The organism is Oceanicola sp. S124 (assembly GCF_000220565.1).
Taxonomy (GTDB): Bacteria; Pseudomonadota; Alphaproteobacteria; order Rhodobacterales; family Rhodobacteraceae; genus Pseudooceanicola.
In genome coordinates this window covers 14,287-37,745 of sequence record NZ_AFPM01000275.1, presented here as the reverse complement: position 1 = coordinate 37,745, position 23,459 = coordinate 14,287, and the positions used below count along the sequence as shown (strand labels likewise).

Sequence of the window (23,459 nt, the reverse complement as noted above, 5' to 3'; positions counted from 1 at the left end):
ACGGCATGGCTGAGCGGCTTTTCGACAAGATCCTCGTGGCAAACCGGGGCGAGATCGCCTGCCGGGTCATCGCCTCGGCCCGTGCCATGGGGATTTCCACCGTCGCCGTCTGCTCCGACGCCGACCGGCAGGCGCGGCATGTGGCCATGGCCGACGAGGTGGTCTGCCTCGGCGGCGCGGCTCCGTCCGAAAGCTACCTGCGCATCGACCGCATCGTCGCGGCGGCGCAGGCCACGGGCGCGCAGGCGGTGCATCCGGGCTATGGCTTCCTGTCCGAGAACCCGGATTTCGTCGAGGCGCTGGACGCGGCGGGGATCACCTTCATCGGCCCCTCGGCGCAGGCGATCCGCGCCATGGGCCTGAAGGGCGCCGCCAAGGCGCTGATGGAGGAGGCAGGGGTGCCCGTCGTGCCGGGCTATCACGGCGACAATCAGGATCCTTCCCATCTGGCCGCCGAGGCCGGGCGCATCGGCTATCCCGTCCTGCTGAAGGCCGTGGCCGGGGGCGGCGGCAAGGGGATGCGTCGGGTCGACCGGCCCGAGGATTTCACCTCCGCGCTCGCCGCCGCGCAGGCCGAGGCGCAGGGCGCCTTCGGCAATCCCGCCATGCTGGTCGAGAAGCTGATCCGCGACCCCCGCCATGTCGAGGTGCAGGTCTTCGGGGACGGGATCCGCGCGGTGCATCTCTATGAACGGGACTGTTCGCTTCAGCGCCGCCACCAGAAGGTGATCGAGGAGGCCCCGGCGCCCGACATCCCGCCCGAGACCCGCGCCGCCATGACCAAGGCCGCCTGCCGCGCCGCCGAGGCCATCGGCTATCGCGGTGCCGGCACGGTGGAATTCATCGCCGACGGCTCGGACGGGCTGCGCCCCGACGGCTTCTGGTTCATGGAGATGAACACCCGCCTGCAGGTCGAACATCCCGTTACCGAGGCGGTCACCGGGCTGGACCTGGTGGAATGGCAGATCCGGCTGGCCGCGGGTGAGGGGCTGCCGTTGCAGCAGGACCAGATCGGCCTGTCCGGCCATGCGGTCGAGGCGCGCCTCTATGCCGAGGATGCGGCGGCGGGCTTCCTGCCCGCGACCGGGCGGCTGGAGCGGCTCTCCTTCCCCGAGGGCCTCCGGGTCGATACCGGCGTGCGGGAGGGCGACGAGATCTCGCCGCACTATGATCCGATGATCGCCAAGCTGATCGCCCATGGTCCCACGCGGGAGATCGCCTTCCAGCGCCTGCTCTCGGGGCTGCGGCAGGTCGAGCTGGCGGACTGCACCACCAACCTCGGCTTCCTTCAGGCGCTGCTGGCCGATCCGCAGGTGCGCGCCGGCCAGCTGGATACCGGGCTGATCGAACGCGGCGCGGCGCAGCTCTGTGCCCCCGCGGGTGTGAGTGGTGCCGACCTGGCCTGGGCAGCGCTGATCGCCCTCGGCCTGGCCGGACCGCCCGCAGCCCGGCGCGGCTTCAGCCTCTGGTCCCCCCTGCGCCACCAGGTCCGCCTGCGCGCCGGTGACGACGAGGTGCTGGCCAGCGTCGAGATCCCGGCCCCCGAGTGTCATGTCGTGGCCCTGGGCGAGGCTCGCCACACGCTCAGCTGGGCCGGAGCCTGGCAGATCGCGGGCCACTACGCCCCGGCCTGGCACCTCTCGGGCGACCGCATCACCCTGTTTGACGGCGCGCCGCGCCTTGTCGAGATCCTGCGCCCCGGCGCCGAGGCCGCCGAGGGGCCGGGCGGCGAGATCATCCTTGCCCCGATGCCGGGTCTGTTGCGCCGCCTGTCCGCCGCTGCGGGCGACAGGGTTGCAGCGGGCCAGCCGCTGGCTATCCTCGAGGCCATGAAGATGGAACATGCGCTGAGCGCCCCGCGAGACGGTGTCATCGCCGAGATCCTGCTGCCCGAGGGCAGCCAGGTCGAGGCCGGTGCCGCCCTGATCCGCCTCGAATCCGAGGAGGAGGCCACGGCATGATCACCCTGCACCACTGTGCCGGAACCCGCTCGATGCGGGTCCTCTGGCTGCTCAACGAACTGGGCGAACCCTTCGACATCTCGATCCGTGCCTTCGATGCCTCGCTGCGCCAGCCCGACTACCTGGTGGCTTCGCCCGCGGGTCGCGTGCCGGCGCTGGAACTGGACGGAGAGACGTATTTCGAGAGCCTCGCGATCATCGAGATCCTCTGCGAACGCTTCCCGGCCCGGGGGCTGGGACGGCTGCAGGGCGACCTCGACCGTCCCGACTGGCTGGTCTGGCTGCACTTCGCCGAGACCGTCTCGCAGCATGCGGCGGCGCTGACGCAGCAGCACGTCATCCTCTACGAGGACTGGCAGCGCTCTCCGACCGTGATGAAGATCGAGGTGGCGCGGCTGAAGAAGTGCTTCGCGGCCATCGAGGGGCGCCTGTCGACCCCGGTCGAGAACCGCGACTACCTGCTGACCTCGGGCTTCTCGGCGGCGGATGTCGCGCTTGGCCAGGCGGTCTGGATGGCGCTGCATTTCACCGACCTTCAGGGCTTTCCCGAAACCGCCGCCTGGTTCGCCCGGATCACCGAGCGGCCCGCCTTCCGGGCGTCGCTGCCCGAGCCGGGCACCGGGCTGTATGACCGGGCCTTTTATGACCGGCCCGCCGAGGTGCCGCCCGTTGGCTAGGCCCATCGGTTAGGCCCGTCGGCTGACGTTGTCCCGAAGGAGGAGAAGCGGGCATGGAAAAAGTCGAGATCGTCGAGGTCGGCCCGCGCGACGGGCTGCAGAACGAGGCCCGCGCCATCCCGGTGGCCGAGAAGGTGGCGCTGGTCGACTGCCTGTCCCGGGCCGGGTTCCGCCGCATCGAATGCGCCAGTTTCGTCAGCCCGAAGTGGGTGCCGCAGATGGCCGGCAGCGCCGAGGTGCTGGCCGGGATCACCCGCGCTCCCGGGGTGCTCTATACCGCGCTGACGCCCAACCTGCGCGGGCTTGACGATGCTCTGGCGGCAGGGGCGGGCGAGGTGGCGGTCTTCGGCGCCGCCTCGGAAGGCTTCAGCCGCGCCAATATCAACGCCTCGATCGACGAAAGCCTCGACCGGTTCCGCCCGGTGGTCGAGAGGGCCCGCGCGGCGGGGCTGCGGGTGCGGGGCTATGTCTCCTGCGTGACGGATTGCCCCTATGACGGCCCCGTGGCGCCGGCCGCCGTGGCCCGTGTCGCGGCCGAGCTGTTCGACATGGGCTGCACCGAGATCTCGCTGGGCGAAACCCTGGGCCGGGCGCAGCCCGAGGCGGTGGCGGCGATGCTCTCGGCGGTGCTGCACGAGATCCCGGTCGAGCAGGTGGCGGGCCATTTCCACGACACGGCGGGCCATGCGCTGGCCAATGTCGATGCGGCACTTGCCCAGGGGGTGCGTATTTTCGATGCCTCGGTCGGGGGGCTGGGCGGCTGCCCCTATGCGCCCGGCGCGGCGGGCAATGTCGCCACCGGCGCGCTGGCGGCGCATCTGGAGCGACGCGGCTACGAGACGGGCCTGGACAGCAAGGTGCTGGAAGAGGCGGCGATCATGGCAAGGGGGATGAGGACATGAGCTATCAGACGATCCGGATCGAGCGCGAGGCGCGCGGCGTGGCCTGGCTGTGGCTGGCACGGCCCGAGAAGCACAATGCCATGTCCGCAGAGATGATTGTCGAGCTGACGCAGGCGGCGGAAGAGCTGGGCGGCGACGAGGGCATCCGCGCCGTGGTGCTGGCCGCCGAGGGCGAGACCTTCTGCGCCGGGGGTGACCTCGGCTGGATGCGCGACCAGATGGAGGCCGATGCGCCGACCCGCCGCCGCGAGGCGCGGGCGCTGGCCGGGATGCTGGGCGCGCTGGATGCCCTGCCCAAGCCGCTGATCGGGCGGGTGCAGGGCAATTGCTTCGGCGGCGGGGTGGGGCTGGTGGCCTGCTGCGACCAGGCCTTCGCCGCGACCCCGGTGCAGATGGCCCTGACCGAGACCCGCCTGGGCCTGATCCCCGCCACCATCGGCCCCTATGTCGTCGCCCGTACCGGACCGGCTGGCGCCCGGCGGATCTTCTTCCAGGGGGCCCGTTTCGGCACCGACGAGGCCCTGCGCCTCGACCTGCTGGCCGGCGTGGTGGCGCCTGCGGATCTCGATGCGGCCATCGAGAGTGCCCTTGCACCGATCCTGCAGACCGCCCCCGGGGCTGTCGCCCGCGCAAAGGTGCTTGCCCGAAGGCTGGGCAATCCGCCCTCCGCCGCCGATATCGACCATAGTATCGACGAACTGGTCGCCTGCTGGGAGGGCCGGGAAGCCCGGGAGGGCATCGCCGCCTTCTTCGACCGCCGCAAGCCGCACTGGCAGAGCTGACCGGCGTTCCGGCCCGGGCGGCTTCGGTGGAACGTCGTTCCGCCGGGGGGCGGCCATGTCATTGACCTAAGGTCGGTTTTTCCTCCTGTCCCGGTGGACGGCGGAAATCCGATTGATTCCGTAAGGAATATCCGAGTGATTCCGTTGGGTTTCACCATCCATGCGGCAACGCAGCGTTAACGGTCCCGCGGCTGATCAAATCCATGCTATTCAACTGTTTTTCAACGCTCCTGGGGCTCTCTGCTAACCGTGTAAAACGCGCGGCTTCGGTTGACCCTGCCGGGGGGCAGGCGTAAAACGCGACCTAGCCTTGAGGGTCCCTCAGCGGACCCCCGCCGCCCATGAAAGGAGCCATTCGTGGAAGAGATGCTGCGGGAATATCTTCCCATCCTCATCTTTCTCGCGGTCGCGATCGTCCTTGGCCTGGTCCTGATCCTCGCCGCCCTGATCATTGCCGTCCGCAACCCTGATCCCGAAAAAGTCAGCGCCTACGAATGCGGCTTCAACGCCTTCGATGACGCCCGGATGAAGTTCGACGTCCGCTTCTACCTGGTCTCGATTCTCTTCATCATCTTCGATCTCGAAATCGCGATGCTCTTCCCCTGGGCCGTGGCCTTCAAGGATATCTCCATGGTCGGCTTCTGGTCGATGATGGTCTTCCTCGGCGTGCTGACCATCGGCTTTGCCTACGAATGGAAAAAGGGAGCCCTGGAATGGGAGTGATGACCTCTGCCAACACCGCCGGTGCGGACAAGGAAGTCGCCACCCAGGCGCTGAACCGGGAACTGCAGGACAAGGGCTTCCTGCTGACCTCGGCCGAAGACCTGATCACCTGGGCGCGGACCGGCTCTCTGCACTGGATGACCTTCGGCCTGGCCTGCTGCGCCGTCGAGATGATGCACACCTCGATGCCGCGCTACGACATCGAGCGTTTCGGCACCGCGCCGCGCGCCTCGCCGCGCCAGTCCGACGTGATGATCGTCGCCGGCACGCTGACCAACAAGATGGCCCCCGCGCTGCGCAAGGTCTACGACCAGATGCCCGAGCCGCGCTACGTCATCTCGATGGGCTCCTGCGCCAATGGCGGCGGCTACTATCACTATTCCTATTCCGTGGTGCGCGGCTGCGACCGGATCGTGCCCGTGGACATCTATGTCCCCGGCTGCCCTCCGACCGCCGAGGCGCTGGTCTACGGCATTCTTCAGCTGGCGCGGAAGATCCGCCGCACCGGCACTCTGGTACGCTAAGGGCAGGGGGAAATCATGAGCGAAGCTCTGAAGGAACTGGGTGCCCATATCGAGCTGCGGCGGCCCGATTGCGTCGCCGGCTGGGATATCGCCTTCGGCGAGCTGAACATCGACGTGACGCCCTCGAACATCGTGGGCTTCGTCGAGTTCCTGCGCACCGACAATTCGTGCAAGTTCTCGTCGCTGGTCGACATCACGGCGGTGGACTACCCCGAACGCGCCAAGCGCTTCGACGTGGTCTACCACTTCCTGTCGATGTACACGAACCAGCGCGTCCGCCTGCGTCTCGCGGTGCGTGACGACGAGATGGTGCCCTCGATCACCTCGGTGCACCCCTCGGCCAACTGGTTCGAGCGCGAGGTCTTCGACATGTTCGGCATCGTCTTCTCGGGCCACCCGGACCTGCGCCGCATCCTGACGGACTACGGCTTCCGCGGCCACCCGCTGCGCAAGGACTTCCCGACCACCGGCTATACCGAAGTGCGTTACGACGAAGTGCAGAAGCGCGTCGTCTACGAGCCGGTCAAGCTGGTCCAGGAGTACCGCCAGTTCGATTTCATGTCCCCCTGGGAGGGGGCCGAGTACATTCTTCCCGGGGACGAGAAGCCCGGCGAGAAGAAAGAGGAGGCGAAGTGATGGACGGCTCCAAGGGTTTTGACGACGCTCAGACGGGCGAACAGCAGATCCGCAACTTCAACATCAACTTCGGGCCCCAGCACCCGGCGGCACACGGCGTGCTGCGCCTCGTGCTGGAGCTTGACGGCGAGATCGTCGAGCGTTGCGATCCGCACATCGGCCTGCTGCACCGCGGCACCGAGAAGCTGATGGAAAGCCGCACCTACCTCCAGAACCTGCCCTACATGGACCGGCTGGATTACGTGGCGCCGATGAACCAGGAACATGCCTGGTGCCTCGCCATCGAGAAGCTGACCGGCACCGTGATCCCGCGCCGGGCCTCGCTGATCCGTGTCCTGTTCTGCGAGATCGGGCGGATCCTGAACCACCTGCTGAACGTGACGACCCAGGCGATGGACGTCGGCGCGCTGACCCCGCCGCTCTGGGGCTTCGAGCCGCGTGAAGACCTGTGCATCTTCTACGAACGGGCCTCGGGCGCGCGCTTCCACGCCGCCTACTTCCGGCCCGGCGGCGTCCACCAGGACCTGACCGACAAGCTGATCGACGACATCGAGGAATGGGCGATCGAATTCCCCGCCAAGCTCGACGACATCGACAGCCTGCTGACTGAGAACCGGATCTTCAAGCAGCGCAACGTCGACATCGGCGTGGTGACCGAGCAAGAGATCCTCGACTGGGGCTTCTCGGGCGTCATGGTGCGCGGCTCGGGCCTGCCCTGGGACCTGCGTCGTGCGCAGCCCTACGAATGCTACGACGAGTTCGATTTCAAGATCCCCGTCGGCAAGAACGGCGACTGCTACGACCGCTACCTCTGCCGCATGGCCGAGATGCGCGAGAGCGTGAAGATCATGCGCCAGGCCATCGTCAAGCTGCGCGAGACGCCCGGCGACGTGCTGGCGCGCGGCAAGCTGACCCCGCCCAAGCGCGGTGAGATGAAGACCTCGATGGAGGCGCTCATCCACCACTTCAAGCTCTACACCGAGGGCTTCCACGTCCCGGCGGGTGAGGTCTATGCCGCCGTCGAGGCACCCAAGGGCGAATTCGGCGTCTACCTGGTGGCCGATGGCACCAACAAGCCCTACCGCGCCAAGCTGCGCGCGCCGGGCTTCCTGCACCTGCAGGCGATGGATCACGTCGCATCGGGCCACCAGCTGGCGGATGTCGCGGCCATCATCGGCACCATGGACATCGTCTTCGGCGAGGTCGACCGGTGATGCTGGGCTCAGTGACCATTTCGCTCTGGCAGCTGCTGGTCGGCGCGGTCTGCGGCGTGCTGGCGGTGCTGGGCGCAAGGGGCAGCTCGCGGCTTGTGGTCGGGGCCGTGATCGGCGCTGCCGTGGCCGTGCTGATGGATATTGCGCGGGGGTACCTGTGATGGCGCTGCGGAACCTTCTGCCGATCGCCGCCCTGGCCCTGGCCGGCTGCGCCATGTCGATGCCCGAGAACATGCCGGCGGGCGCCGCCGACAATTTCAACGATGCCGTCGCCTCGGTCGGCTGCGTGCTGCGCACCGAGCGGGACTACCTGCCGGTCGAGCTGCAGACCGGGCTGAACCGCGAGCAGGCCGTCGAGATGGCGCAATACAAGATCGCCACGGGCGAAGCGGTCTCGCTGCCGGATGGCGCGGTCCAGCTCGTGGTCGGAGACTGTGCCGCCTGACACCGGCGGCAGGCGGGGCGGCTGCCCCGCGCGGATGAATGGCCCGAGGGGCCGCGGCGGGTCTGACCCGCGAACAGAGAGTAAAGGACGGGACCTGAGCCGATGCTGAGACGCCTGCACCAAGAACAACCCGAAAGCTTCGCCTTCACCGAGGCGAACCTGAAGTGGGCCGAGGGCCAGATCTCGAAGTACCCCGAGGGCCGTCAGGCTTCGGCGGTGATCCCGCTGCTGTGGCGGGCCCAGGAACAGGAAGGCTGGCTCAGCAAGCCCGCCATCGAATACGTGGCGGACATGCTGGACATGGCCTCGATCCGCGTGCTCGAGGTGGCGACCTTCTATTTCATGTTCCAGCTGCAGCCGGTCGGCTCGGTCGCGCATATCCAGATCTGTGGCACCACGACCTGCATGATCTGCGGCGCCGAGGACCTGATCTCGGTCTGCAAGGACAAGATCAACCCGAAGCCGCATGAGCTGTCGGCGGACGGCAAGTTCTCCTGGGAAGAGGTCGAGTGCCTCGGCGCCTGCGCCAATGCGCCCATGGCCCAGATCGGCAAGGACTACTACGAGGACCTGACCGCCGAGAAGCTGGGCGACCTGCTCGACAGGCTGGCCGCTGGCGAGGTGCCGGTGCCGGGTCCGCAGAACGGCCGGTTCTCTTCGGAACCGCTGGCCGGTCTGGTGGCGCTGACCGAATGGGAAAGCGGCCGCACCCAGTACAACGCCTCGGTGGCCCGCGCGGTCGAGATCGGCGACGGGATCAAGCGCATCGACGGCACCGAAGTGCCGCTGCTCACCCCCTGGCGCGACCAGAAGCCGGAAGGCCCGGCCACCAAGCCGGTGGTCAAGAAGGAACCGAAACCCGCCGCCGACACCCCGGTCTCGAAGGCCGGTGCCACCAAGCAGGAAGCCGAGGCGACGCCCACGGGCAAGCCCGAGGCCGCCGCGCCGGCGGTCTCTGCCGCCGATGTGGAAGCTGCGGGCGCGGGCGAGAAGCCCGAGGCGCTGGACGCCCCCCGCGACGGCAAGGCCGACAACCTCAAGCAGATTTCCGGCGTCGGCCCCAAGCTGGAAGGCGTGCTGAACGGCATCGGGGTCTATCACTTCGACCAGATCGCCGCCTGGAGCGCTGCGCAGGTTGCCTGGGCCGATCAGAACCTGGTGGGCTTCAAGGGCCGTGTCAGCCGCGACGACTGGGTCGGCCAGGCGCGGGCGCTGGCTGCCGGTGAAGAGACCGACTTTGCCAAGCGGGTGAAGGACGGCGGCGTCTACGACGACGAGAAGTAAGGAAACAGGGCGATGGCCGGGATGAGCAATGATCTGTGCAGGACGGTGGGGCTGGCGCTTGGCGCTGCCCTGGCGCTTGTGCTGCTCATCGCGCTGACCGGCCCGTTTGGCTTCCTCGGCGCGCTGCTGGTGGCCCTCGTGGCCGGTGGCCTGCTGGTGATCCTGCTGAACCGCTTCATCTGCGAGGGCGCGGCGGGGCAGGGCCCCGTCCAGGCCTCGGGTCGCGAAACGCGCGAGGCGGTGGCGGCGCCTGCCGGTGAGATGCAGCCGCAGGCCGCGACGCCGGTCGACGGGGCCGAGTCCGGCAACGCCGAGGCACCGCAGCCGAAAACCCCCAAGGCCGGGGCCGCTCTGCCCGAGGCCGTCGTTTCCGGGGAGGCCCCCGAAGCCGCGCCGGAAGTGGCCTCTGCGGTGGCCTCTCCCGCAGCTCAGGAGATCATCGCCCAGGCCTCCGGTCCGGCAGATGACCTGCAGCGGTTGAAGGGTGTGGGGCCGAAACTGGCCCAGGCGCTGGAAGAGGCGGGCATCCGCAGCTTCGCGCAGATCGCCCGCTGGAGCGAGGCCGACGTGGCCTGGGTGGAAGAGAACGTGAAGGGCGCCCGCGGGCGGATCGGCCGGGATGGCTGGATCGCGCAGGCGCAGGACCTCGAAGCCGCCGAACGGGCGGAGTGAGGATGGAGATGGTGGAAGACAGAGCCAGGGAACTGGAACTGGCCCGCAAGGGGCGCATGGTGGCGGTGGTGATCGCCGCGACCATGGTGCTCTGGTTGGGTCTCCAGGTTCTCGGGGGCCAGCTTGGCCTGCCGGAGCGTTTCGTCTTCCTCTTCGATTTTGCCGCCATTGCCGCCTTCGTCTGGGCGCTGGTGGTGGTGGCGCAGATCTGGCGCGCGCGCCGGAATGACAAAGGGTAAGACATGCTCAAGGATCAGGATCGTATCTTTACCAATCTCTACGGCATGAACGACCGCACGCTGAAAGGCGCGCAGGCTCGTGGCCATTGGGATGGCACCGCAGGCATCCTTGCCAACGGGCGCGACTGGATCATCCAGCAGGTGAAGGACAGCGGGCTGCGCGGCCGGGGCGGCGCAGGCTTCCCGACCGGCCTGAAGTGGTCCTTCATGCCGAAGGAAAGCGACGGCCGTCCCGCCTACCTGGTGGTCAATGCCGATGAATCCGAACCCGCGACCTGCAAGGACCGCGAGATCATGCGCCACGACCCGCACACGCTGGTCGAGGGCTGCCTGATCGCCGGTTTCGCGATGAACGCGGTTGCCGCCTACATCTACATCCGCGGCGAATACATCCGCGAGAAGGAGGCCCTGCAGGCCGCCATCGACGAGGCCTATGATGCGGGTCTGATCGGCAAGAACGCCTGCAAGTCCGGCTATTCTTTCGACGTCTTCCTGCACCACGGGGCAGGGGCCTACATCTGCGGCGAAGAGACGGCGCTGATCGAAAGCCTGGAAGGCAAGAAGGGCATGCCCCGGATGAAGCCTCCGTTCCCCGCCGGTGCCGGCCTCTACGGCTGCCCGACCACGGTGAACAACGTCGAATCCATCGCCGTGGTGCCGACCATCCTGCGTCGTGGGCCCGAGTGGTTCAGCTCGTTCGGGCGTCCGAACAACGCCGGTACCAAGCTGATGGCGCTGACCGGCCACGTGAACAACCCCTGCGTCTTCGAAGAGCAGATGTCGCTCTCGGTGCGCGAGATCATCGAGCACCACGGCGGCGGCGTGCGCGGCGGCTGGGACAATCTGAAGGCCATCATCCCCGGCGGCGCCTCCTGCCCGGTGCTGCCCAAGGACAAGCTGGAAGACGCGATCTTCGATTTCGACTGGATGCGTCAGAACCAGTCCAGCTTCGGCACCGGCTGCATGATCGTCATGGACAACTCGGTGGACGTGGTGAAGGCCGTCTGGCGCCTGTCGAAGTTCTTCAAGCACGAGAGCTGCGGCCAGTGCACCCCCTGCCGCGAAGGCACGGGCTGGATGATGCGGGTCATGGACCGCCTGGTCACCGGCCAGGCCGAGCCGGAAGAGATCGACATGCTGCTGGACGTGACCAAGCAGGTCGAGGGCCACACCATCTGCGCGCTCGGCGATGCCGCCGCCTGGCCGATCCAGGGTCTGATCCGTCACTTCCGCGACGAGATCGAGGACCGCATCAAGCGCCAGAAGACCGGCCGCTCGACCACCATCCTGACCGCAGCGGAGTGAGATGCAGATGACCCGGATCCAGACCCCCCTTCGCGTGATCGGCCTTGCCCTCTGCGCTGCGCTGGCCCTGTCGGCCTGCAGCCGTTCCCAGGCGCTGAGCAAGAGCAGCCGGCCGGTCTTCGATGGCCAGTACTTCCGCATGAGCCTGGCGGCGGAGAAGGACACGCCGGCGAATTTCGTCGTCACCGTGCGGGATGCCTCGAAGAGCCTCGCCGGTGCCCGTGACGCGGGCCGCTACGAGGCCGCCAACCACTGCATCGAGCGCTTCGGCTCGTCCCGCATCGACTGGATGAACGGTCCGGATGCCCCGGATGAGGCGCTTCAGTTCTCGGGCGGTGACCTGGTCTTCAGCGGGGTGTGCCGCGGATGGTGACCCGCCCCGGATATCATCTGGCGGAGCTGAACGTGGGCCGCCTTGTCGCCGAGACGGACGACCCGCGCGTGGCCGAGTTCATGGGCGCGCTCGACCGTGTGAACGGTCTGGGCAAGCGCATGCCCGGCTTCGTCTGGATGATGGAGGGGTCGGGGGAACCCGGCACCGGCAACACCGAGAACGCGATCGGCGGGGATCCCCGCTTCGTGGCGAATCTCACCGTCTGGGAAGACCTTCCCAGCCTGGAGCATTTCGTCTGGAACACCGTGCACCGGCAGTTCTACGAGCGCCGGGCCGAGTGGTTCGAGGTGCTGGGACAGATGCATTTCGTCATGTGGTGGGTGCCCGAAGGCCACCAGCCTTCTCTGGACGAGGCGCTGGAGCGGTTGGAGCACCTGCGCGCGAACGGCGCCTCGGATCATGCCTTTAGCTGGGCCTGGCTGCGCGAGCAGGGGCTTTGGCAGAAACACGCCTGCGGCGGGGAGGCGGCATGAGCGTTCCGGCTCTCATCCGAGGCGATGGCGCACGGTTGCTATTGAATAGCAGCCGGGTGATGGCCGCTCTGCGGGGGAAACCTCCCGCGCAGAAAGGACATCCCATGCGTATCGCCACCCTCATCTCCGCCAGCTTCCTCGCCGCCTCGCTGGCCCTGACCGGCACGGCCCGGGCCAATACCGCGGCGCTGCCGCCGCTCAGCGAAGTGCGCGAGATCGACGGCCCGCTCTTCTCGGTGGCGCTGGCGATCGAGATCAGCGACCGCTGCGAGCGGATCGCGCCGCGCAACCTCAAGGGGCTGCTGCTGCTGAACGACCTCAACTCCCGCGCCCGCTCCCTCGGATATTCGAAGGACGAGATCGACGCCTACGTGAATTCTTCCGAAGCGAAGGCACGGATGCGCGCCCGCGGCGAAACCTACGTGAAATCCCAAGGACTGGACCCCGAGAACCCGGTGGATCTGTGCAGTCTCGGCAAGGCCGAGATCGCGCGGAACAGCCAGATCGGCGCCCTCTTGAAAGAAAAGTGAGCACCCATGTCTGACCTTCGCAAGATCATCATCGACGACCAGGAGGTCGAGGTCGATCCGGCCCTGACCCTGATCCAGGCCTGCGAGCAGGCCGGTGTCGAGGTGCCGCGCTTCTGCTACCACGAGCGGCTGTCGATTGCCGGCAACTGCCGGATGTGTCTTGTCGAAGTGGTCGGCGGCCCGCCCAAGCCCGCGGCGTCCTGCGCAATGCAGGTGCGCGACCTGCGGCCCGGGCCGGAAGGTCAGCCGCCGGTGGTGAAGACCAAGTCGCCCATGGTCAAGAAGGCCCGCGAGGGGGTGATGGAGTTCCTCCTGATCAACCACCCCCTCGACTGCCCGATCTGCGACCAGGGCGGCGAATGCGACCTGCAGGACCAGGCGATGGCCTATGGTGTCGACTTCTCGCGCTATCGCGAGGCCAAGCGCGCCACCGATGACCTGAACCTGGGCCCGCTGGTCGAGACCCACATGACGCGCTGCATCTCCTGCACCCGCTGTGTCCGCTTCACCACCGAGGTCGCCGGCATTTCGCAGATGGGCCAGACCGGTCGTGGCGAGGACGCCGAGATCACCAGCTATCTCAACGAGACGCTGAACTCGAACCTGCAGGGCAATATCATCGACCTCTGCCCGGTCGGTGCGCTGGTCTCCAAGCCCTACAGCTTCACGGCCCGTCCGTGGGAACTGTCCAAGACCGAGACCATCGACGTGATGGATGCGCTCGGCTCCAACATCCGGGTCGACACCAAGGGCCGCGAAGTGATGCGCATCCTGCCGCGCAACCATGACGGCGTGAACGAGGAATGGATTTCCGACAAGACGCGCTTCGTCTGGGACGGGCTGCGCCGCCAGCGCCTTGACCGCCCCTATGTGCGCATCGACGGCAAGCTGAAGCCCGCGACCTGGCCCGAGGCCCTGGCCGCCACCGTTTCCGCCGTGAAGGGCGCCAAGAACCTCGCCGCGCTGGTCGGGGATCTGGCCCCGGTCGAGGCCGTCTATGCGCTGAAGGCGCTGATCGAGGGGCAGGGCGGTGTCGTCGAATGCCGCACCGACCGCGCGAAGCTGCCTGCCGACAACCGCTCGGCCTATGTCGGCAACGTGGCGATCGAGGAGATCGACGGCGCGAAGGAGATCGTGCTGATCGGCACCAACCCCGCCGTCGAGGCGCCGGTGCTGAACGCCCGTATCCGCAAGGCCTGGCTGCATGGCGCCAATGTCACGCTGGTCGGCGCCGCCGCCGACCTGACCTATGATCACACCCATGCCGGCACCGGCCGCTCGGCCCTGGCCGATCTGAAGGTCGGTGAGGATGCCATCGTGATCGTGGGCCAGGGCGCGCTGAACGAGGCCGACGGTGCTGCCGTGCTGGCCGCCGCGCAGGCGCTCTCCGGTCGCATGCTGGTGCTGCACACCGCCGCCTCGCGCGTCGGCGCGCTGGACGTGGGCGCCGTGACCGAGCGTGGCCTGGATGCGCTGGACGATGCGGATGTGATCTTCAATCTCGGCGCCGACGAGGTCGAGATCGGCGAGGGGCCCTTCGTGATCTACCAGGGCAGCCATGGCGACCGTGGCGCGATGCGCGCCGACGTGATCCTGCCGGGCGCCGCCTATACCGAGGAGAACGGTCTCTTCGTCAACACCGAGGGCCGCCCGCAGCTGGCGCTGCGTGCCGGTTTCGCCCCCGGCGAGGCGAAAGAGAACTGGGCCATCCTGCGTGCCCTCTCGGCCGAGTTGGGCGCCACGCTGCCCTTCGACAGCCTCGCGCAGCTGCGCAAGGCGCTGATCGCCGAGGTGCCGCACCTGGCGCAGATCGACGAGGTGCCGGAAAACACCTGGACGCCGCTGCCCGCAGCGACTCTGGGCGAGGCCACCTTCCGCCTGCCGATCCGCGACTTCTACCTGACCAACCCGATCGCCCGCGCGTCGGAGGTCATGGCAGAGCTGTCGAAGATTGCGGCAGACCGCGCCGCGGCGCCGATGGCGGCGGAATGAAGCTGCCCCTGATCATAGGCTCCGGCGCCCTGGCGCTGCTGCTTGGCTGCGGGATGCCCTGCGCCGGTGCCGGGGAGGGCTGCGCGCCGCAGCCCGCGACCCGCGCCGCGCTGGTCGCCCCGGCGCCGACCTATGAGGGGATCGAAACCCGCCTGCTGGATGGTGACCTGGTGAATTTCCACGTCTCCATGCGCGGCGCGCGCGGGCCCGAGGATGTCTCGGACTACGCGGAATGTGCGGCAGCGCAATATGCGCTGATCCGCGGTTACGGATTTGCACGACATCTGCGGACAAATGTCGCCCAGGTCTCTGGCCTGTGGGAGGCGGATGCGGTTTATACCGTCTCGCCGGCCCTGCCGGACGGCAAGAGGACGATCGACGCGGAAGTCGTCACGGCGCATTGCGCCGAAAACGGAATACCCACGGTGTGAGGACATATGGCTGAGTTTTTCACCTCCAACCCGCTAGGCATCCTGCTGCTGATAGTCGGCCAGGTCCTTCTGATCGTGGTGCCCCTTCTGGTGTGCCTCGCCTTCCTGCTCTACGCGGACCGGAAGATCTGGGCCGCCGTGCAGCTGCGCCGCGGCCCCAACGTGGTGGGCATCTTCGGCCTGCTGCAGAGCTTCGCGGACTTCGCGAAATACATCACCAAGGAAGTCGTGGTGCCGGCGGGCGCCGACAAGTTCGTCTTCTTCCTGGCGCCGATCCTCAGCTTCGTGCTGGCAATGGTGGCATGGGCGGTGATCCCCTTCAATGACGGCTGGGTCCTGTCGGACATCAACGTCGCGATCCTCTATGTCTTCGCGGTCTCCTCGCTTGAGGTCTACGGCGTGATCATGGGGGGCTGGGCGTCGAACTCGAAGTATCCCTTCCTCGGCTCGCTCCGGTCCGCCGCGCAGATGATCTCCTACGAGGTGTCGCTGGGCCTGATCATCATCGGCATCGTGATCTCGACCGGCTCGATGAACTTCGGCGATATCGTGCATGCCCAGGACGGCGGCTACGGCATCTTCAGCTGGTACTGGCTGCCGCACTTCCCGATGCTGTTCCTGTTCCTGATCTCGGCCCACGCCGAGACCAACCGCCCGCCCTTCGACCTTCCCGAAGCGGAATCCGAACTGGTGGCCGGCTACCAGGTGGAATACAGCTCGACCCCGTTCCTGCTGTTCATGATCGGCGAATACGTGGCCATCGTGCTGATGTGCGCCCTGACCACCACGCTGTTCTTCGGCGGCTGGCTGTCGCCGATCCCGGGCCTGCCCGACGGCTTCCTGTGGTTCTTCGGCAAATGCGTCCTGGTGTTCTTCGTCTTCGCGATGACCAAGTCCGTCGTGCCGCGCTACCGCTACGACCAGTTGATGCGCATCGGCTGGAAGGTCTTCCTGCCGCTGTCGCTCTTCTGGGTCGTGCTGGTGGCATTCCTGGCGAAATTCGAACTCTTCGGCGGTGCCTACGCCCGCTGGATGATTGGAGGCTGATATGGCAAGCGTCGACTACACCCGCGCCGCCAAGTACTTCCTGCTGATGGACATCCTGAAAGGCTTCAGGATGGGCTTCAAATACCTGCTGAAGCCGAAGGCCACGCTGAACTATCCGCATGAGAAGGGGCCGCTGTCGCCCCGCTTCCGCGGCGAGCACGCGCTGCGCCGCTATCCGAACGGGGAAGAGCGCTGCATCGCCTGCAAGCTCTGCGAGGCGATCTGCCCCGCGCAGGCCATCACCATCGACGCCGAACCGCGCGAGGACGGCTCGCGCCGGACCACGCGCTACGACATCGACATGACCAAGTGCATCTACTGCGGCTTCTGCCAGGAAGCCTGCCCGGTGGATGCCATTGTCGAGGGGCCGAACTTCGAGTTCGCCACCGAGACGCGGGAAGAGCTGTTCTACGACAAGGAAAAGCTGCTGGACAACGGCGCCCGCTGGGAAGCCGAGATCGCCCGCAACCTCGAGCTGGATGCACCCTACCGATGAGCGGCGCACCTGGGCATAGGACAGCGGAAAGGGAGCGCCATGACTGACAGCGGCAATCCTTTCGAGATGTTCATCCGGCACGCGCAGGAGATGGCCAAGTCCATGAACCCCGCGCTGGAGAGCTTCACCCCCAAGGGGTTCGAACAGCTCTGGCCGACCATGCCCAAGGAGTGGATGGAGTTTGCCTTCGGCAACACCCTCAACAAGGAGGGGCTGGACGCCAAGACCCGGCTCTTCCTGACCCTCGCGGGTCTGACCATGCAGGGCGCACAGGCCGAGAGCCAGCTGCGCATCACCGTCCGCCACCTTCTGGAAGCGGGCGCGACGAAACAGGAAATCGCCGAGGCCATCGCACAGATGTCGATGTTCGCAGGCATACCCGCCATGACCAAGGCCGCCCAGCTGGCGAAAGAGGTCATGGACGAACACGAGGATGATGAGACATGACCGTCGCCGCCTTCTCCTTCTATCTCTTCGCCCTCTGCCTGCTGGCAGGCGGTCTGTTCACCGTCGTCAGCCGCAACCCGGTGCACTCGGTGCTCTGGCTGATCCTGGCCTTCCTCTCGGCGGCGGGGCTCTTCGTCCTACTGGGGGCCGAGTTCGTGGCCATGCTGCTGATCATCGTCTACGTCGGCGCGGTGGCGGTGCTGTTCCTTTTCGTGGTGATGATGCTGGATGTCGACTTCGCCTCGCTGAAGGCGGAAATGGCGCGCTACATGCCGCTGGCGCTGCTGATCGGGATCGTGCTGCTGATGCAGTTCGCCCTCGCCTATGGCTCGTGGACGGAGGCCGAGACCGCCGAGGCCGCCCGCCTGGCCGTTGCGCCCGAGGGGGTGCAGAACACCGCCGCCCTCGGCCTGCTGATCTATGAACAGTATTTCCTGGTCTTCCAGCTGGCGGGCCTTGTCCTGCTGGTGGCGATGATCGGGGCCATCGTGCTGACCCTGCGCCACCGCCAGGACATCAAGCGCCAGAACGTGCTGCACCAGATGTGGCGCGACCCGGCCAAGGCGATGGAACTGAAGGACGTGAAGCCGGGGCAGGGGCTGTAACCCCGCCGGCCGTGAATTGGCCCCGGCATCGCGCCGGGGTCTTGCAAAACGGGGCCCCCGCAATCGGGGCCTGACACTAACAAGTGACCCCGGAGGGACCGGGGAAAGGAAACGGGACAGCGATGAGCATAGCCAGCTGGACAGCCATCTTCGTCGCGGGTGCAACGGGGCCCGCGATGCTCGGGACCAGGCAGAGCACGCGCAAGGCGCATTCGAAAGGAGACCGCGGATGATCGGTATCGAACATTACCTGACGGTGGCGGCTGCGCTCTTCGTCATCGGCATCTTCGGCATCTTCCTGAACCGGAAGAACGTCATCATCCTGCTGATGAGCATCGAACTGATCCTGCTGTCGGTGAACATCAACCTCGTCGCCTTCTCCAGCTTCCTCGGGGATCTCGCGGGGCAGGTCTTCACGCTCTTCGTTCTGACTGTCGCTGCTGCGGAAGCGGCGATCGGGCTTGCCATCCTCGTCTGCTTCTTCCGCAACCGCGGCACCATCGCCGTGGAAGACGTCAACGTGATGAAAGGCTGAGCCCATGGTCCCCATCATTCTTCTCGCGCCGCTGTTCAGCGCCATCATCGCCGGCTTCGGCTGGCGGCTGATCGGCGTGAAGGGCGCGCAGGTGCTGACCACCGGCGTGCTGTTCCTGGTCTGCCTGCTGAGCTGGATCACCTTCTTCACCACCCCCGACGAGGTGCAGCATATCGAGCTGTTGCGCTGGATCGAGAGCGGCTCTCTCTCGACCTCCTGGGGCATCCGCCTGGATCGTCTGACCTCGATCATGCTGATCGTCGTGACCACCGTCTCGGCGCTGGTCCACCTCTACAGCTTCGGCTACATGGCCCATGACGAGAACTTCAAGCAGGGCGAGGAATACCGCCCCCGGTTCTTCGCCTACCTCAGCTTCTTCACCTTCTCGATGCTGGCGCTGGTGACCTCGGACAACCTGGTGCAGATGTTCTTCGGCTGGGAAGGCGTGGGCGTGGCCTCGTACCTGCTGATCGGCTTCTACTACAAGAAGCCCTCGGCCGGTGCCGCCGCCATGAAGGCCTTCGTCGTGAACCGTGTCGGTGACTTCGGCTTCGCGCTTGGCATCTTCGCGCTGTTCTACCTGACCGACAGCATCAGCCTGGACGTGATCTTTGCCTCCGGCGCGACGCTGGCGGATACCTCGCTGCACTTCCTGTGGCGCGAGTGGAACGCGGCCAACCTGATCGCCTTCCTGCTGTTCATCGGTGCCATGGGCAAATCGGCGCAGCTGTTCCTGCACACCTGGCTGCCGGACGCCATGGAAGGCCCGACCCCGGTGTCGGCGCTGATCCACGCGGCGACCATGGTCACCGCCGGTGTCTTCCTGGTCTGCCGCATGTCGCCGCTGATGGAATACGCCCCCGAGACGATGGCCTTCGTCACCTTCCTCGGTGCCACCACAGCCTTCTTCGCGGCGACGGTGGGCCTGGTGCAGAACGACATCAAGCGCGTCATCGCCTATTCGACCTGTTCGCAGCTCGGCTACATGTTCGTCGCCGCCGGTGTCGGCGTCTACTCGGCCGCCATGTTCCACCTGCTGACGCATGCCTTCTTCAAGGCCATGCTCTTCCTCGGTGCCGGCTCGGTCATCCACGCGATGCACCACGAGCAGGACATGCGGAACTACGGCAACCTGCGCAAGAAGATCCCCTACACCTTCGCGGCCATGATGATCGGCACCCTGGCGATCACCGGCGTCGGCATCCCGCTGACCCATATCGGCTTCGCCGGCTTCCTGTCCAAGGACGCGATCATCGAGAGCGCCTGGGCGGGCACCATGGGCGGCTATGCCTTCTGGATGCTGGTCATCGCGGCGCTGTTCACCAGCTTCTACTCGTGGCGGCTGATCTTCCTGACCTTCTACGGCGAGGCGCGGGGCGACAAGCACACCCATGACCATGCCCATGAAAGCCCGAAAGTCATGCTGATCCCGCTCGGCGTCCTGTCGCTTGGCGCGATCTTCTCGGGCATACTGTGGTACGGCTCGTTCTTCGGCGACCATGACAAGGTGAACGCCTTCTTCGGCATCCCGCATCACGCGGAAGCCGCAGAGCATGGCGAAGAGGGGACCGTTGTCGCCTCCGAGAGCCACGGCGAAGAGGCCGATCACGGCGCAGAGGCTGCGGCGGCTACGGAAGAGGGCGCCGAGGCCGGCCACGCGGTGGCCGAAGCCGGGATGGCACCGCAGGGCGCGATCTTCATGGCCCCCGACAACCACGTCATGGACGAGGCGCACCATGCCCCCACCTGGGTCAAGGTCAGCCCCTTCGTCGCCATGGTGCTGGGCTTCCTGACCGCCTGGGTCATGTACATCAAGCGCCCCGGCATGGCGGCGCGCGTCGCCGAGGTGAACCGTCCGCTCTACCTGTTCCTGCTGAACAAATGGTACTTCGACGAGCTCTACCACGTGATCTTCGTGCGCCCCGCCTTCTGGATCGGACGCCTGTTCTGGAAAGGTGGTGACGGCAAGATCGTCGATGGCGGCATCAACGGGCTGGCCATGGGGATCATCCCCTTCTTCACCCGGCTCGCCGGTCGTGCCCAGTCCGGCTACATCTTCACCTACGCATTTGCCATGGTGATCGGCATCGCGGTCTTCGTGACCTGGATGACGATGACCGGAGGGGCCGAATAATGAGCAATCTTCTCTCCATCGTCACCTTCATGCCCGCGATCGCCGCGGTGATCCTGGGCGTGTTCCTGCGGGGTGAGGACAAGGCAGCTCAGCGCAATGCCAAGTGGGTGGCGCTGATCGCCACCTCGCTGACCTTCCTCGTGTCGCTGTTCATCCTGGCGGGCTTCGATGCCTCGAACACCGGCATGCAGTTCGTCGAGGAACGCGACTGGCTGCTGGGTCTCAAGTACAAGATGGGCGTCGACGGGATCTCGGTTCTCTTCGTGCTGCTCACCACCTTCATCATGCCGCTGACCATCTGGTCGTCCTGGGACGTCAGCAAGCGGGTGAAGGAATACATGATGGCCTTCCTGCTGCTGGAGACGCTGATGCTCGGCGTCTTCATGGCGCTGGACCTGGTGCTGTTCTACCTCTTCTTCGAGGCCTCACTGATCCCGATGTTCCTGATCATCGGCATCTGGGGCGGCAAGAACCGCATCTATGCCAGCTTCAAGTTCTTCCTCTACACCTTCCTCGGCTCGGTGCTGATGCTGGTCGCCATGGTGGCAATGTTCGCCGACGCGGGCACCACCGACATTCCGACGCTGCTGACGCATGACTTCTCCTCGTCGCCGCTGTCGGTGCTGGGCATGACCATCACGGGCGGGATGCAGACTCTGCTCTTCGTGGCCTTCTTCGCCTCCTTCGCGGTGAAGATGCCGATGTGGCCGGTCCACACCTGGCTGCCGGACGCCCACGTGCAGGCGCCGACCGCAGGTTCGGTGATCCTGGCGGCGATCCTGCTGAAGATGGGCGGCTATGGCTTCCTGCGCTTCAGCCTGCCGATGTTCCCCGTGGGCGCGGACGTGATGTCGACCTTCATCCTCGGCATCTCGGCCATCGCGATCGTCTACACCTCGCTGGTGGCGCTGGTGCAGGAAGACATGAAGAAGCTGATCGCCTATTCCTCGGTGGCCCACATGGGCTACGTGACCATGGGCATCTTCTCGGCCAACCAGCAGGGGCTGGACGGCGCGATCTTCCAGATGATCAGCCACGGCTTCATCTCGGGCGCTCTCTTCCTCTGCGTCGGCGTGATCTACGACCGCATGCACACCCGCGACATCGAGGCCTACGGCGGCCTGGTGAACCGGATGCCCGCCTATGCGCTGATCTTCATGTTCTTCACCATGGCCAACGTCGGCCTGCCGGGCACCTCGGGCTTCGTCGGTGAGTTCCTGACCCTGATGGGCGCCTTCCAGGCCAATACCTGGATCGCTCTCTTCGCGACCTCGGGGGTGATCTTCTCGGCGGCCTATGCGCTGTACCTCTACCGTCGGGTCGTCATGGGCGACCTGATCAAGGAGAGCCTGAAGTCGATCACCGACATGACCGCGCGCGAGAAGTGGATCTTCGCCCCGCTCGTCGCCATGACCCTTCTGCTGGGCGTCTATCCCAGCCTCGTGACGGATATCATCGGCCCCTCGGTCGAAGAACTCCTGAGCCACCATGAAACCGCGCTGGCTGCCGCGGATCGCCTCGGCGATCACGGGGCGGTCGTGGCCGCATCGCACTGATCCGGAGGCCGTAAGACAATGCTTCAGGCTGATCTGAACATCATCCTGCCAGAGATTATCCTGGCCATCTTCGCGATGCTCGCGCTGGTTGGCGCGGTCTATACCGGCAAGGACAAGCTGACCGCGCCGCTGACATGGATCACCGCGCTGGTCTTCGTGCTGCTCGCCCTCTGGGTCGGCTCGCGCGAGGTCGGCCAGACCGCCTTCGGCGGCACCTTTAACGCCGACGGCTTCGCCCGTTTCGCCAAGGTGGCGATCCTGCTCTCGGCCGCCGCCGTGCTGGTCATGGGGCAGGAGTACCTGGCCCGTCGTCAGGTCGCCAACTTCGAGTACCCGGTGCTGGTGACCCTCGCGGTCGTGGGCATGATGGTCATGGTCTCGGCCGGGGACCTGATCGTGCTCTACATGGGCCTCGAACTGATGTCGCTTTCCCTCTATGTCGTCGCCTCGCTGCGCCGCGACAGCATCAAGTCGACCGAGTCCGGCCTGAAGTACTTCGTGCTGGGCTCGCTCTCTTCGGGGATGCTGCTCTATGGCGCTTCGCTGGTCTACGGCTTCTCGGGCACCACGCTGTTCTCGGGCATCATCGAAGCCGCGGGTGAGGGTCATGCGCCGCTCGGCCTGCTGTTCGGCCTGGTCTTCATGATCTCGGGCCTGGCCTTCAAGGTCTCGGCCGTGCCGTTCCACATGTGGACCCCGGACGTCTACGAGGGCGCGCCGACCCCGATCACCGCCTTCTTCGCCACCGCGCCGAAGGTGGCCGCCATGGCCCTGTTTGCCCGCGTGGTGCATTCGGCCTTCGGTGGCATCACTGCCGACTGGCAACAGGTGATCGCGCTGATCTCGGTGCTGTCGATGTTCCTCGGCTCGATCGCCGCCATCGGCCAGACCAACATCAAGCGCCTGATGGCCTATTCCTCGATCACCCACATGGGGTTTGCCCTGATGGGTCTGGCCTCGGGCACCGCCTTCGGCGTGCAGGCCATGCTGATCTACATGGCGATCTACATCGTGATGAACCTTGGCGTCTTCGCCTTCATCCTGTCGATGGAGCGCGACGGCCAGCCGGTCACCGACCTGGCGGCGCTGAACATGTACTCGACCGCCTATCCGGGCCGGGCGCTGGCGCTGCTGATCCTGATGTTCTCGCTGGCCGGCGTGCCGCCGCTGGTCGGCTTCTTCGGCAAGTTCTACGTGCTGCGCGCCGCCTATGACGCGGGCCTGGTGTGGCTGGCGGTGCTGGGCGTGATCGCCTCGGTCATCGGTGCCTTCTACTACCTGCGCATCGTCTTCTACATGTACTTCGGCGAGGCGGGCGAGCCGCTCGACAAGCCGCGCAGCCCGCTGCTGTTCGGGTTCCTCATGGCCTCGGCGGCGATCATGCTGCTTGGTGTGGTGAACCTCTTCGGGGTCGAGGGGATCGCTCAGGCGGCCTCGCTGACCCTGGTGAACTGA

The 23,459-nt window shown here is 66.4% G+C and carries 27 protein-coding genes; all 27 read left to right on the top strand.

Annotated elements, in window-relative coordinates; all coding sequences use genetic code 11:
• The first annotated feature begins 5 nt into the window (after positions 1-5).
• The 27 genes from OS124_RS0118685 to nuoN all read left to right on the top strand — a co-directional run bounded on the left by OS124_RS0118685 (position 6) and on the right by nuoN (position 23,459).
• The gene (locus OS124_RS0118685; RefSeq protein WP_010141416.1) at positions 6-1,961 is read left to right on the top strand and encodes an ATP-binding protein; all 1,956 of its coding nucleotides are present in this window, start codon (positions 6-8) and stop codon (positions 1,959-1,961) included.
• Entirely contained in the window at positions 1,958-2,638 is a 681-nt protein-coding gene (locus tag OS124_RS0118680; protein WP_010141415.1) for a glutathione S-transferase family protein, read from the top strand. Before OS124_RS0118685 ends, OS124_RS0118680 begins: the two co-directional genes overlap by 4 nt.
• Positions 2,639-2,691: 53 nt before the next feature.
• A complete protein-coding gene (locus tag OS124_RS0118675) occupies positions 2,692-3,540 on the top strand; it encodes a hydroxymethylglutaryl-CoA lyase (RefSeq protein ID WP_010141414.1) in 849 nt (282 codons plus the stop codon).
• On the top strand, positions 3,537-4,322 hold the full coding sequence (locus tag OS124_RS0118670) for a crotonase/enoyl-CoA hydratase family protein (protein ID WP_010141413.1): 786 nt from the start codon (positions 3,537-3,539) through the stop codon (positions 4,320-4,322). Before OS124_RS0118675 ends, OS124_RS0118670 begins: the two co-directional genes overlap by 4 nt.
• Before the next feature lie 357 nt (positions 4,323-4,679).
• The gene (locus OS124_RS0118665) at positions 4,680-5,045 is read left to right on the top strand and encodes an NADH-quinone oxidoreductase subunit A (RefSeq protein ID WP_010141412.1); all 366 of its coding nucleotides are present in this window, start codon (positions 4,680-4,682) and stop codon (positions 5,043-5,045) included.
• A complete protein-coding gene (locus OS124_RS0118660) occupies positions 5,045-5,569 on the top strand; it encodes a NuoB/complex I 20 kDa subunit family protein (protein ID WP_029375571.1) in 525 nt (174 codons plus the stop codon). The genes OS124_RS0118665 and OS124_RS0118660 overlap by 1 nt, the downstream gene beginning before the upstream one ends.
• Positions 5,570-5,584: 15 nt before the next feature.
• On the top strand, positions 5,585-6,205 hold the full coding sequence (locus OS124_RS0118655; RefSeq protein ID WP_010141409.1) for an NADH-quinone oxidoreductase subunit C: 621 nt from the start codon (positions 5,585-5,587) through the stop codon (positions 6,203-6,205).
• The gene (locus OS124_RS0118650; RefSeq protein ID WP_010141408.1) at positions 6,205-7,419 is read left to right on the top strand and encodes an NADH-quinone oxidoreductase subunit D; all 1,215 of its coding nucleotides are present in this window, start codon (positions 6,205-6,207) and stop codon (positions 7,417-7,419) included. Before OS124_RS0118655 ends, OS124_RS0118650 begins: the two co-directional genes overlap by 1 nt.
• Positions 7,419-7,580, top strand: a complete 162-nt coding sequence (locus tag OS124_RS27595; RefSeq protein ID WP_168161493.1) for a hypothetical protein — start codon at positions 7,419-7,421, stop codon at positions 7,578-7,580. Before OS124_RS0118650 ends, OS124_RS27595 begins: the two co-directional genes overlap by 1 nt.
• A complete protein-coding gene (locus OS124_RS0118640; protein WP_010141407.1) occupies positions 7,580-7,864 on the top strand; it encodes a hypothetical protein in 285 nt (94 codons plus the stop codon). The genes OS124_RS27595 and OS124_RS0118640 overlap by 1 nt, the downstream gene beginning before the upstream one ends.
• Before the next feature lie 102 nt (positions 7,865-7,966).
• Positions 7,967-9,148 carry an NADH-quinone oxidoreductase subunit E gene (locus OS124_RS0118635; protein WP_010141406.1) on the top strand — a complete coding sequence of 394 codons (1,182 nt, stop codon included), beginning with the start codon at positions 7,967-7,969 and terminating at the stop codon, positions 9,146-9,148.
• 12 nt (positions 9,149-9,160) lie between these two features.
• Positions 9,161-9,820 carry a helix-hairpin-helix domain-containing protein gene (locus tag OS124_RS26225; RefSeq protein WP_010141405.1) on the top strand — a complete coding sequence of 220 codons (660 nt, stop codon included), beginning with the start codon at positions 9,161-9,163 and terminating at the stop codon, positions 9,818-9,820.
• A 2-nt stretch (positions 9,821-9,822) separates the two neighbouring features.
• On the top strand, positions 9,823-10,059 hold the full coding sequence (locus tag OS124_RS0118625; RefSeq protein ID WP_010141404.1) for a DUF5337 domain-containing protein: 237 nt from the start codon (positions 9,823-9,825) through the stop codon (positions 10,057-10,059).
• Positions 10,060-10,062: 3 nt separating this feature from the next.
• Positions 10,063-11,364 (top strand): NADH-quinone oxidoreductase subunit NuoF, encoded by a 1,302-nt coding sequence (nuoF, locus tag OS124_RS0118620; protein WP_010141403.1) that lies wholly within the window; start codon positions 10,063-10,065, stop codon positions 11,362-11,364.
• Between the two features lie 7 nt (positions 11,365-11,371).
• The gene (locus OS124_RS0118615; protein WP_040607554.1) at positions 11,372-11,737 is read left to right on the top strand and encodes a hypothetical protein; all 366 of its coding nucleotides are present in this window, start codon (positions 11,372-11,374) and stop codon (positions 11,735-11,737) included.
• Positions 11,731-12,231 carry a DUF3291 domain-containing protein gene (locus OS124_RS0118610; RefSeq protein ID WP_010141401.1) on the top strand — a complete coding sequence of 167 codons (501 nt, stop codon included), beginning with the start codon at positions 11,731-11,733 and terminating at the stop codon, positions 12,229-12,231. Before OS124_RS0118615 ends, OS124_RS0118610 begins: the two co-directional genes overlap by 7 nt.
• 104 nt (positions 12,232-12,335) lie before the next feature.
• On the top strand, positions 12,336-12,761 hold the full coding sequence (locus OS124_RS0118605; protein WP_010141399.1) for a DUF5333 domain-containing protein: 426 nt from the start codon (positions 12,336-12,338) through the stop codon (positions 12,759-12,761).
• A gap of 6 nt (positions 12,762-12,767) precedes the next feature.
• Positions 12,768-14,753, top strand: coding sequence for an NADH-quinone oxidoreductase subunit NuoG (gene nuoG, locus OS124_RS0118600; protein WP_010141398.1), 1,986 nt, complete (start codon positions 12,768-12,770; stop codon positions 14,751-14,753).
• Entirely contained in the window at positions 14,750-15,184 is a 435-nt protein-coding gene (locus OS124_RS25205; RefSeq protein WP_010141397.1) for a hypothetical protein, read from the top strand. Before nuoG ends, OS124_RS25205 begins: the two co-directional genes overlap by 4 nt.
• A 6-nt stretch (positions 15,185-15,190) precedes the next feature.
• Positions 15,191-16,231 (top strand): NADH-quinone oxidoreductase subunit NuoH, encoded by a 1,041-nt coding sequence (gene nuoH / locus OS124_RS0118590; RefSeq protein WP_010141396.1) that lies wholly within the window; start codon positions 15,191-15,193, stop codon positions 16,229-16,231.
• A gap of 1 nt (position 16,232) precedes the next feature.
• Positions 16,233-16,727, top strand: a complete 495-nt coding sequence (gene nuoI / locus OS124_RS0118585; protein ID WP_010141395.1) for an NADH-quinone oxidoreductase subunit NuoI — start codon at positions 16,233-16,235, stop codon at positions 16,725-16,727.
• A 39-nt stretch (positions 16,728-16,766) separates the two neighbouring features.
• Positions 16,767-17,174 carry a carboxymuconolactone decarboxylase family protein gene (locus tag OS124_RS0118580; protein ID WP_010141394.1) on the top strand — a complete coding sequence of 136 codons (408 nt, stop codon included), beginning with the start codon at positions 16,767-16,769 and terminating at the stop codon, positions 17,172-17,174.
• The gene (locus tag OS124_RS0118575) at positions 17,171-17,779 is read left to right on the top strand and encodes an NADH-quinone oxidoreductase subunit J (protein ID WP_010141393.1); all 609 of its coding nucleotides are present in this window, start codon (positions 17,171-17,173) and stop codon (positions 17,777-17,779) included. The genes OS124_RS0118580 and OS124_RS0118575 overlap by 4 nt, the downstream gene beginning before the upstream one ends.
• 229 nt (positions 17,780-18,008) lie before the next feature.
• Positions 18,009-18,314, top strand: a complete 306-nt coding sequence (nuoK, locus tag OS124_RS0118570; RefSeq protein WP_010141392.1) for an NADH-quinone oxidoreductase subunit NuoK — start codon at positions 18,009-18,011, stop codon at positions 18,312-18,314.
• Between the two features lie 4 nt (positions 18,315-18,318).
• Positions 18,319-20,448, top strand: a complete 2,130-nt coding sequence (gene nuoL, locus OS124_RS0118565) for an NADH-quinone oxidoreductase subunit L (RefSeq protein WP_010141391.1) — start codon at positions 18,319-18,321, stop codon at positions 20,446-20,448.
• Positions 20,448-22,004: an NADH-quinone oxidoreductase subunit M gene (locus OS124_RS0118560; protein ID WP_010141390.1), complete on the top strand. Its 1,557-nt coding sequence runs from the start codon at positions 20,448-20,450 to the stop codon at positions 22,002-22,004. The genes nuoL and OS124_RS0118560 overlap by 1 nt, the downstream gene beginning before the upstream one ends.
• Before the next feature lie 18 nt (positions 22,005-22,022).
• Positions 22,023-23,459, top strand: a complete 1,437-nt coding sequence (gene nuoN, locus OS124_RS0118555; RefSeq protein ID WP_010141388.1) for an NADH-quinone oxidoreductase subunit NuoN — start codon at positions 22,023-22,025, stop codon at positions 23,457-23,459.

Excerpts from the sequence above, each read along its gene's own strand:
- nuoN (WP_010141388.1), top strand. The coding sequence starts at position 22,023 with ATGCTTCAGGCTGATCTGAACATCATCCTGCCAGAGATTATCCTGGCC.
- OS124_RS0118605 (WP_010141399.1), top strand. The coding sequence starts at position 12,336 with ATGCGTATCGCCACCCTCATCTCCGCCAGCTTCCTCGCCGCCTCGCTG.
- OS124_RS0118670 (WP_010141413.1), top strand. The coding sequence starts at position 3,537 with ATGAGCTATCAGACGATCCGGATCGAGCGCGAGGCGCGCGGCGTGGCC.
- OS124_RS0118615 (WP_040607554.1), top strand. The coding sequence starts at position 11,372 with ATGACCCGGATCCAGACCCCCCTTCGCGTGATCGGCCTTGCCCTCTGC.
- OS124_RS25205 (WP_010141397.1), top strand. The coding sequence starts at position 14,750 with ATGAAGCTGCCCCTGATCATAGGCTCCGGCGCCCTGGCGCTGCTGCTT.
- OS124_RS0118685 (WP_010141416.1), top strand. The coding sequence starts at position 6 with ATGGCTGAGCGGCTTTTCGACAAGATCCTCGTGGCAAACCGGGGCGAG.
- nuoI (WP_010141395.1), top strand. The coding sequence starts at position 16,233 with ATGGCAAGCGTCGACTACACCCGCGCCGCCAAGTACTTCCTGCTGATG.
- OS124_RS0118675 (WP_010141414.1), top strand. The coding sequence starts at position 2,692 with ATGGAAAAAGTCGAGATCGTCGAGGTCGGCCCGCGCGACGGGCTGCAG.
- OS124_RS0118580 (WP_010141394.1), top strand. The coding sequence starts at position 16,767 with ATGACTGACAGCGGCAATCCTTTCGAGATGTTCATCCGGCACGCGCAG.
- OS124_RS0118625 (WP_010141404.1), top strand. The coding sequence starts at position 9,823 with ATGGAGATGGTGGAAGACAGAGCCAGGGAACTGGAACTGGCCCGCAAG.
- OS124_RS26225 (WP_010141405.1), top strand. The coding sequence starts at position 9,161 with ATGGCCGGGATGAGCAATGATCTGTGCAGGACGGTGGGGCTGGCGCTT.
- OS124_RS0118680 (WP_010141415.1), top strand. The coding sequence starts at position 1,958 with ATGATCACCCTGCACCACTGTGCCGGAACCCGCTCGATGCGGGTCCTC.
- OS124_RS0118655 (WP_010141409.1), top strand. The coding sequence starts at position 5,585 with ATGAGCGAAGCTCTGAAGGAACTGGGTGCCCATATCGAGCTGCGGCGG.
- nuoG (WP_010141398.1), top strand. The coding sequence starts at position 12,768 with ATGTCTGACCTTCGCAAGATCATCATCGACGACCAGGAGGTCGAGGTC.
- OS124_RS0118560 (WP_010141390.1), top strand. The coding sequence starts at position 20,448 with ATGAGCAATCTTCTCTCCATCGTCACCTTCATGCCCGCGATCGCCGCG.
- nuoL (WP_010141391.1), top strand. The coding sequence starts at position 18,319 with ATGGTCCCCATCATTCTTCTCGCGCCGCTGTTCAGCGCCATCATCGCC.
- OS124_RS0118640 (WP_010141407.1), top strand. The coding sequence starts at position 7,580 with ATGGCGCTGCGGAACCTTCTGCCGATCGCCGCCCTGGCCCTGGCCGGC.
- OS124_RS0118575 (WP_010141393.1), top strand. The coding sequence starts at position 17,171 with ATGACCGTCGCCGCCTTCTCCTTCTATCTCTTCGCCCTCTGCCTGCTG.
- OS124_RS0118650 (WP_010141408.1), top strand. The coding sequence starts at position 6,205 with ATGGACGGCTCCAAGGGTTTTGACGACGCTCAGACGGGCGAACAGCAG.
- nuoK (WP_010141392.1), top strand. The coding sequence starts at position 18,009 with ATGATCGGTATCGAACATTACCTGACGGTGGCGGCTGCGCTCTTCGTC.
- OS124_RS0118660 (WP_029375571.1), top strand. The coding sequence starts at position 5,045 with ATGACCTCTGCCAACACCGCCGGTGCGGACAAGGAAGTCGCCACCCAG.
- OS124_RS0118635 (WP_010141406.1), top strand. The coding sequence starts at position 7,967 with ATGCTGAGACGCCTGCACCAAGAACAACCCGAAAGCTTCGCCTTCACC.
- OS124_RS27595 (WP_168161493.1), top strand. The coding sequence starts at position 7,419 with ATGCTGGGCTCAGTGACCATTTCGCTCTGGCAGCTGCTGGTCGGCGCG.
- nuoF (WP_010141403.1), top strand. The coding sequence starts at position 10,063 with ATGCTCAAGGATCAGGATCGTATCTTTACCAATCTCTACGGCATGAAC.
- OS124_RS0118610 (WP_010141401.1), top strand. The coding sequence starts at position 11,731 with ATGGTGACCCGCCCCGGATATCATCTGGCGGAGCTGAACGTGGGCCGC.
- nuoH (WP_010141396.1), top strand. The coding sequence starts at position 15,191 with ATGGCTGAGTTTTTCACCTCCAACCCGCTAGGCATCCTGCTGCTGATA.